This window comes from Pseudoalteromonas sp. TAB23 (genome assembly GCF_000498075.1).
GTDB lineage: Bacteria > Pseudomonadota > Gammaproteobacteria > Enterobacterales > Alteromonadaceae > Pseudoalteromonas > Pseudoalteromonas arctica.
The window spans coordinates 1-8,273 of sequence record NZ_AUTP01000332.1 but is presented as its reverse complement, the minus strand read 5'-3'; the positions used below and the strand labels follow the sequence as shown (position 1 = coordinate 8,273).

At 42.2% G+C, this 8,273-nt stretch carries 7 protein-coding genes and 1 pseudogene; all 8 read right to left on the bottom strand.

Annotated elements, in window-relative coordinates; genetic code table 11:
• The coding region (locus L654_RS0122310; protein ID WP_225305794.1) for an alpha/beta hydrolase at positions 1 to 607 on the bottom strand (607 nt) is incomplete at its 3' end.
• Positions 608 to 1,987: a family 43 glycosylhydrolase gene (locus tag L654_RS1000000128620; RefSeq protein WP_050582336.1), complete on the bottom strand. Its 1,380-nt coding sequence runs from the start codon at positions 1,985 to 1,987 to the stop codon at positions 608 to 610. It abuts the gene before it with no gap.
• The gene (locus L654_RS1000000128615; RefSeq protein WP_263640641.1) at positions 1,896 to 2,096 is read right to left on the bottom strand and encodes a family 43 glycosylhydrolase; all 201 of its coding nucleotides are present in this window, start codon (positions 2,094 to 2,096) and stop codon (positions 1,896 to 1,898) included. The genes L654_RS1000000128620 and L654_RS1000000128615 overlap by 92 nt, the downstream gene beginning before the upstream one ends.
• Positions 2,097 to 2,280: 184 nt before the next feature.
• A pseudogene (locus L654_RS01000000126620) lies at positions 2,281 to 3,357 on the bottom strand (glycoside hydrolase family 88 protein).
• A gap of 242 nt (positions 3,358 to 3,599) precedes the next feature.
• The gene (locus L654_RS1000000128435) at positions 3,600 to 4,595 is read right to left on the bottom strand and encodes a glycoside hydrolase family 88 protein (protein ID WP_263640640.1); all 996 of its coding nucleotides are present in this window, start codon (positions 4,593 to 4,595) and stop codon (positions 3,600 to 3,602) included.
• A gap of 2 nt (positions 4,596 to 4,597) precedes the next feature.
• Positions 4,598 to 6,157, bottom strand: a complete 1,560-nt coding sequence (locus tag L654_RS1000000128430; RefSeq protein WP_225305793.1) for a DUF4861 family protein — start codon at positions 6,155 to 6,157, stop codon at positions 4,598 to 4,600.
• A 49-nt stretch (positions 6,158 to 6,206) separates the two neighbouring features.
• Positions 6,207 to 7,655, bottom strand: a complete 1,449-nt coding sequence (gene uxaC / locus L654_RS0122290; RefSeq protein WP_024609091.1) for a glucuronate isomerase — start codon at positions 7,653 to 7,655, stop codon at positions 6,207 to 6,209.
• 91 nt (positions 7,656 to 7,746) lie between these two features.
• A partial coding sequence (gene eda, locus L654_RS0122285) for a bifunctional 4-hydroxy-2-oxoglutarate aldolase/2-dehydro-3-deoxy-phosphogluconate aldolase (RefSeq protein ID WP_024609090.1) occupies positions 7,747 to 8,273 on the bottom strand: 527 nt, incomplete at its 5' end.

Sequence of the window (8,273 nt, the reverse complement as noted above, 5' to 3'; positions counted from 1 at the left end):
CACTTAAGCCATCTATATTGATCAGCGCTTGGACATTAAATCGCTTCGAGTTAGTGTCGCTGCTACCCACAATTCCGCCGCTGTAAGCTAACAGCGCGGCTAATTGGCCACCTGCAGAGCCGCCCGATAAAGCAATCTTAGTGCTGTCTATATTATACTGAGCAGCATTATTATTAAGCCAATGAAACGCACTAACTAAATCCTCAGCTGCTGCAGGATAAGGCGCTTCCTCGCTGAGGCGGTAACTGGGCGCAGCAACAATATAACCGCGTTCTACCAGCGCAATTGCAAGTGCTATCATTAATGCGGGGGTGCCTGATTGCCAGCCCCCCCCGTGGATCAATATGATCAAAGGCGCTGTTTGTGTTTGCAGCTTTTGCTGATAAATATCTAAAGTCTGTGCACTGTTTTTAGTTTGCTTGTAAACCAATGCTTTATAAGCGATGACAGAGTCAGGAAGTGTCGTTGCGGGCACCTGCATGTGTGGATAGTGTTTGATTAGTTTTTTATAAGTATTTTCAACGGTGTAATCAGCTGCTATGCATGGCTGAACACATAGCAATAATATGGCAATAAAGTTCAACTTTTGATGTTTAAACATATTCATTTAATCCAAAGTGTCGTAACGGGCATAGTCAAAATCGGCATAGCTGCTAGCGCCAGGAGTTTGCGACAGGCTAAATAAGCCTAACTTAGCTCCTACCCAGCGGCCTTTTTTAGCTTGGAAGTGTTCACCAATAATTTGAAACTCAGCACTTGCAGCGGTTCTATAACTAAAAATGGCTGTGGCGCTTGGTTGTAGAACGACTTTTAGTTCAAGATAGGGTTGTGTCAGTGGTTGTTGCCCAACGATACTTTCTTTACAGCCTTTTCTCGCATTAAAACAGTGCACATAGACTAGCTGTTGTTCGCCAGTAGAAGATGTTTTGATACCCATCCATGCATAGTCTTCACCAAATAAAATTAGTCCTGAGGAACTAGCAGAGCTTGTTTTGTTGACCTGTAATGTGGTTGTAAAAGCAAACTGTTCTGCAGGGATCTTTTGCAGTAACAAAGAAGGCGTCAACCATAAATTAGTATTATTTTGGGCTGTAATTGGCTGCGAGTATAAGCGTAAAAAGCCGGGGTTGTCTGTCAATGAATACCAGCTGTTACTTGGATTTGCATTCCATTGCCATAATAAGCTTAGCTTAGCGCTGTTGAATTCATCATTATTCACTATGCTGGTGGGTTGCGGGCTAATTTTGCTTCGAGGCTTAGGGTGCTGTAAAACCGGTTGCCCAGTTCCATTACCATTTTTATCTATGCCAATGACTGGCCAATCATTGTCCCAGTGCATAGGTTGTAAATGGGTGATACGGCCATACGCTTGTTTGCTTTGAAAGTGAATAAACCAGTCCTCATCAAATTGGGTGTGAACCCACGCACCTTGATGAGGACCGTTGATCACTGAATTACCTTGGGCCATTACTACTTTGACTTCATAGGGACCGGTAATTTTTTTTGCTCTAAATACCGATTGCCAACCTAAATCTACGCCACCAGCAGGCGCAAAAATATAGTAATAACCGTTACGTTTATAAAATTTAGGACCTTCAATGGTGCGATATCCAGAGTGATTTGTACCATCGACAATGTGTGTGAATTTGTCACTGACCCAACTTGCGTCATCTTTCATTTCACGTAGCGTTAGTACATTATTAAAGCCAACACGACTTTTTGCCCATGCATGTATTAAGTAGGTTTTACCATTGTCGTCCCATAATGGTGCCGGGTCGATCAATCCTTTACCCGCTAAAATAAGCTGTGGGGTTGACCAAGTTCCAGCAGGATCATCTGTTGTGGTTACATAAATCCCAAAATCAGGATCAGGGTAAAAAATCCAAAATTTATTATCATGAAAACGGATTGTGGGCGCCCATACGCCGTTGCCATGTTGTACTTTTGCAAAGTGGGCTTGTGGCAGNCAGCTGTATTGGCAGCGCATAATTAATTAACTGCCAGTTGACTAAATCGGTAGAGTGTAAAATAGGCAATCCAGGTGCAGAGTTGAAACTAGATGCTGTCATGTAATAATCGCCATTAACAGCAACCACATCTGGGTCGGAATAATCGGCATGCAAGATTGGGTTTTTATATTCGCCATTACCAAGATCTACTTGCCACGGACTTTGAGTGTGTTGGCGATAGTAATTGCGACTCTTTTGTATAACACTGGCTGCTACTTAAGCAAACAACTAACAGTACTAAATAGAAATAGTATTTGTTGCTTAGCATCGGTTATTTATCCATTTCTAAACTAGCAAGAATAAAAGGCCCGACTGCTTTAGGATCGTTCGCACGTACATTCTCACTAATGTAATAAGCAAAGCTGCCATCTCGATATGGTTTTCCGCCAAGTCCTGCTACTTCACATACTTGTTGGATTGATAAGGTGTTATCCGCTTCAGGTTTAATAAAGTTGCTAACTACAGCATTAAAGGTGTTTTTTGCAATCGCTTAGTAGCTATCAGACATGTAACCTTGATTAACACCTCTTGCAATCGCATAGCTGAGCATAGCACTGCCTGATGACTCTATATAATTGCCGCGTAATTCACCTTTATCTGTAACTTGATACCATACACCGGAGTCAGAACGAAGTTTTAATATGTTATCAATCAATGTATTAAAGCGCTGTGATAGCCACACTTTTTTAGGGTAATCATTCGGTAGTTGATCTAATACATCAACCATTGCCATGGCGTACCAACCGATAGAGCGCGACCAATGATTAGCTGATTGTACGGTTTTTTTATTTGCCCAACGCTGTTGTTTAGACTCATCCCAGCCATGTACAGGGAGAGCGGTGTCACTGCGATAAGTATGTTGTTCAATTAATTCAAACTGCTTTATAACATCATCATACTGCTCTGCTTTCCCAAAGCGGCGGATATATTCGGCATAAAAGGGCGCTGCCATATATAAACNGAGCCACATTTGCGAGGTATAGCGTTTTTTATGCCAAAAGCCACCATCAATTGTGCGAGGTTGTAATTTGAACTGTGCATATAGCGTATCGAGGGCAAGGCGATATTTACGGTCTTTTGTTTCATCAAACATAAAAAACAGTAACTTGCCGGCATTGAGCATGTCGAGATTATATTTGCTCATTACGTAGGTTTTAATACTGCCATCTTCCATTACTAACGCGTCTACATATTCTTTAATGTAATTGAAATAGCGTTGATCTTGTTTATGCTGATAGAGCTTGGCAAATGACAGTAACACTAAGCCATGGGTGTAGTCCCAGCGTGGTTCAGTACGCCAATCAATGGTGTACGCCTGTGGATTACGAGTCATCTCAGAGTTAGCCATTTGCACGGCATAGCTCAGTGAGTTGTTATTATTTTGCGCAGACACATTCATTATTGAGCAGAATAAGCAGCAGATAAAAAATGAAATAATATTTTTATTTGCGCTGTCTTTATTGGTTTTAATTATACGCATCATAAATCCTTATGAGCTTAGTGTGCTGATGTTGTTGAAGGGAAGTGAGTGTTAGCCGGTAAGCAAAAATGCGATGAACTTTGCTTACCGGCTGACTAATCTATGACTGGTTAGTTGATACCAGCTAGAAGCTTAGCTACTTCAAGGCTTGCTAGAATGAAGGGACCATTTCCTTTAGGATCATTATTGCTGACCGGCTCGCTCATATAATAGTGATAACTACCATCACGGCCAAAGCCAAGGCCTGCAACATAGCATTGGTTGGTCATACTCACCGTGCCATCACTATGGACTAATGTAAATTGGTTAAGTAAACCTTGATACGCTGCAAGCGCGGTGCCTTGATAATCAGCATCGATATAGCCATTATTAAGTGCTTTTGCATAAAAGTAAGCGAACATTGCTGTTGCAGTTGACTCTTGGTAGTTACCTAAAGCCGTTGGTTTGTCTAAAACTTGCCACCATGTGCCGGTATCAGTATCTTGAACTTTGGCAATATCAGTGGCCAACTCTTTTACCATGGCGAGTAAGGTATCGCGTTGCTCTGTGTTTTTTGCTGGGATGTAATCGAGTACATCAACCACTGCCATAGCGAGCCAACCCATTCCACGGCCCCAAAACTCTGCGGAAACACCGGTTTGTTTATTCGCCCATGCTTGCTGTTTAGATTCATCCCAACCGTGATAGTACAACCCTGTCTTTGGATCGCGTAGTGCTTCGCGAGTGAGCTTAAATTCGTTTACAACCTCTGAAAAGGTTTCTTGTTGCTGGTGGCCCGTTTCAAATAAGCTACCGTACTGGGCTAAAAAAGGCATACCCATGTAAACGCCATCTAGCCACACTTGATGTTGATATTTGTTTTTGTGCCAAAATGCGCCTTGTGATGTACGTGGCTGTAACTGTAATTGTGCTCGCAAAGCTTTTGCAGCGGATAAGTATTGTTGCTGCTGGGTATCTTGGTATAGCTGAATAAGGTTGCGACCGGGTGGAATATTATCAATATTAAAATTGCTTTGTTTATAGGCGCTGATTTTCCCTTGCTGATCAATAAAGCTACCAGTAACTTTGGCAATCACATCCTTATAAGCTTGTTCATCAGTTGCCAGCCCTAATTGATAATAAGCATAAGGTTGTAAACCGATAATGTCGTATTCAAACTTTGGGCTGCGCTTACGGTTAACATCCCANCCCAGCCATTGGCATGGTAGCCTAGTGTTTTTCTTTTCAGCTCTGAATCGGCAAGGGCGCGGGCCCATTCAAGGGCTAATTTATCATTAAGCGGTTGCGTCGTTTTATTTGCTGTAACTGTGGTATGCAAAGTAATGCGTGGTTTAATAGTCAATCTTTCAGCTTGTTGTTCAAGGTACTCAATAAAGCTTTCTTTATCGTTGATACCACTTTCAGGTTGCCACAGTGAGGCAAAATAGTAATCTGCATGCTGTGTACTTTGTCCTTTTGGTTTTAGTACTGCAAGGTAGTTATTTTTATCTTGGCGTACGTCAATAACATCGCCTTTTTTAAAGAAAACCGCCATACCTAAAGCTGATTTATCTAAACTTTGATTGCCCCAACTGGCAATATAACTGTAGCCATAATTACTCATTGCATCGAGATCACCTTGAATAAACTCAGTCTCAGGGTGTTTGACCACACCGGCCACTAAATTAGACAAGTCTTTATCAGTGCTCAGTTCTACATGTGCTAAACGTGAGCCGCCATGCATACTAATATTGGCGGNGGTTAAATCTTGCTGTTGATAACTGTTTTGCCAGCCTTGATACTTAATTTGGATACTGGCGCGTAAATCACCATTCTCAATAATCCGCGCTGTGCGTTGGTTCACATCAGCGACATGTTCCAGCTCATCATTACTACCCAGCAAACCAAATCCGCCAGCCCCTAAAGACTTACCGACTTTGAGAATGTCCATTCCCCAATCTTGTTTGTCATGATAAGAGTCATAACCATCAAGGCCAACAGTATGTAACACGGGGGCTGCGCTTAATTTACCAAAAATGTCAAAGCCATTGCGCCAATCAAGGTAAAAACGATAGCCCACTTTATCTGACTCAATACCTGGGCCTTCGTATCGGATCCAGTTTGAATGATCGGTGTAATAATCTGGTGGGGAAAGTTCTTGAACATTTATGAAGTTGCCACCAACATATTCTTTTTTGCCTGTGCCAATTTGGTGTTTTGGAGGACGAGAATGAGGCTGCCATTGACCACCTTGCTTATGGGCAAGATCAGCTTGAACACGTTTTGTTTGTGCTGTGATTACTGGTTTACTTTGCTGTGTAATGGTGACTTCAATCGGTTTATCATTTAAATCGACAATAAAATACACACCATCAAGTTCACCGTCTGAGTTAATATCTACAGCTTGGCTAGGTAACACTTGCTGCGCTGTTTTTACAGTTAAAGCAGGAGTTTGGCTTAGGCCTAAATCGTAATAGCTAAGATAGATTGGCTCATTAGGGCGCTTAAACGAAGATGGATTAACAATGTCTACTTTAGCAACTAGTGCGCTACTGAGAGAGTTAGTCTCACTTGCTTGCAATGGTTTTTTAAGGTCAGCTTGTTCTTGGCAGGCAGCCAGTAAAAGGCCAGAGCCTAGAGCTGTTACCATCATAATGCGCTTTGATAACAGTGATGTTTTTAAAGTCATGGTGTGTCCTCAATGGTTGAGCCACTTAAATTAAGTGGCTCTATTATTGTTATTTATCGAGATTATATGCTTTTTTCACTAGCCCATAGGTTAGTTGATAAGCCAGTGTCTGCGCAGTGCTTTCACTAATTTGATGATTAGCTACTAATTCAGCCAAGTATCGGCAGTCAACGCGGCGTGCAACATCATGGCGAGCGGGGATAGATAAAAATGCACGGGTGTCGTCATTAAAGCCAACTGTATTGTAAAAACCTGCTGTTTCAGTTGTTTGCTGTCTAAAACGTAGCATACCTGCTGGGCTGTCATGGAACCACCATGCTGGGCCTAATTTTAGGCTAGGGTAGTGACCTGCTAGTGGCGCAAGTTCACGACTATAGGTAGTTTCATCTAACGTAAATAAGATGATTTTAAGATCCGGGTGATTCCCGTATTTACTCAATAGTGGTTTTAACGCATTTACGTATTCAGTTTGGCTTGGAATATCACAGCCTTTATCACGGCCAAATTGATCAAATACCGCTTGGTTATGATTACGATGGGCACCAGGGTGAATTTGCATCACTAAGCCGTCTTTAATGCTCATACCTGCAAGTTCAGTAAGCATTTGACCTCGGAATAACTCTTGCTCTTGCTCAGATGAATTGCCTGTTCGGCATTTTTCAAATAATGCTTCACACTCAGCTGTAGATAAGTCAGCAGTTAATGCAGTAGGGTGGCCATGATCGGTTGCTGTTGCACGGCCTTCAATACGGAAGTAATCACGACGTATTTGAATTGCTGCTAAATAACCTTGCCAAGTTGATGTATCTTGGTCGGTTATCTCACCAAGTTTAAATACGTTGTCGATAAAATCTTCACGGCTAGCATCAACCACATCATCAGGTCTAAAGGTGGTGATAACACGTTTTGCCATTACAGAACCTGCAATTGCGCGGTGGTGCGGGAGCTGATCAAGTGCCCCCTCTGTTGTCGCAATTAGTTCAATATTAAAGCGGTCCATCAGTGCATGAGGCTTGAACTCGGGTGTTGCTAACGCAGCTGTAATTTTTTGATAATAGTGCTGACCATTTTCAGAGCAAAGTTTTTCTGTAAAACCAAACACATCACTAAATACCGCATCTAACCAATAGCCACTTGGCGTACCTGCATACAGGTGATAGTTGTCAGCAAAGATTTGCCATACTTTTTCAGGAGCTGCTGCTTTTGAACGTGCCATATCGCCTTGCAGACCATGTTCTGGCACGCCTAAATCAGTCATTGGTATCCCTTGACTATAGAGCATTCTAAATACGTAGTGATCGGGTTTTATAAATAGCTCAGTTGCATTGCCGAAGTTTTCATTTTCATTAAACCAACGTGGATCAGTGTGACCGTGTGGACTAACAATCGGTAAGTCTTTAATTGATTCATATAACTTTCTAGCGATAGCAACGACGCTAGGATCACTTGAAAATAAACGATCTGGGTGCAACTCTAAAGGTTCGATATTGCTCGGCATTGAAGATTCCTTAACTGTTCTGTTTATATTTTGCTACCGGTGGCATGCAAGGGTAAATTACACTGTCAACGTATGGCAGTCAATATGTTAATTAGTTGTTGTTTAGTACCTGAAGGCAGGCTTGAGTGATTTTTTCATAGTCTTTACTTTGCACCCATTGTGGTTGTGCAATCCATGTACCGCCTACGGCCATCACATTGCTAAGTGCTAAATAGTCTTTAAAGTTTTGCTCATTAATGCCGCCTGTAGGGCAAAAGCGAATATCAGCAAATACGCTGCTGACTGCTTTTAAAAACTGTTCGCCACCACACAAAGAAGCAGGAAACAATTTTTGCTCAGTAAAGCCATATTCTTTAGCAAGTAAAATATCTGCGGTGTTTGAAACACCCGGCACAACAGGGACCGACGATTGGCTAAGGGCATCGAGTAACCGTGGCGATATAGCAGGCGTAACAATAAAATCACTGCCTGCGGCAAGGCTTTTTGCAAGTAACGTTTGATCGGTAATGGTGCCTGCACCTACACATAAATCGGGCAGTGCTTTTTTAATCGCGATTAATGCGTCAAGTGACGCTGGCGTGCGCAGCACAACTTCCACTAATTGGATACCCGCCTTAT

Excerpts from the sequence above, each read along its gene's own strand:
- uxaC (WP_024609091.1), bottom strand. The coding sequence starts at position 7,655 with ATGCCGAGCAATATCGAACCTTTAGAGTTGCACCCAGATCGTTTATTT.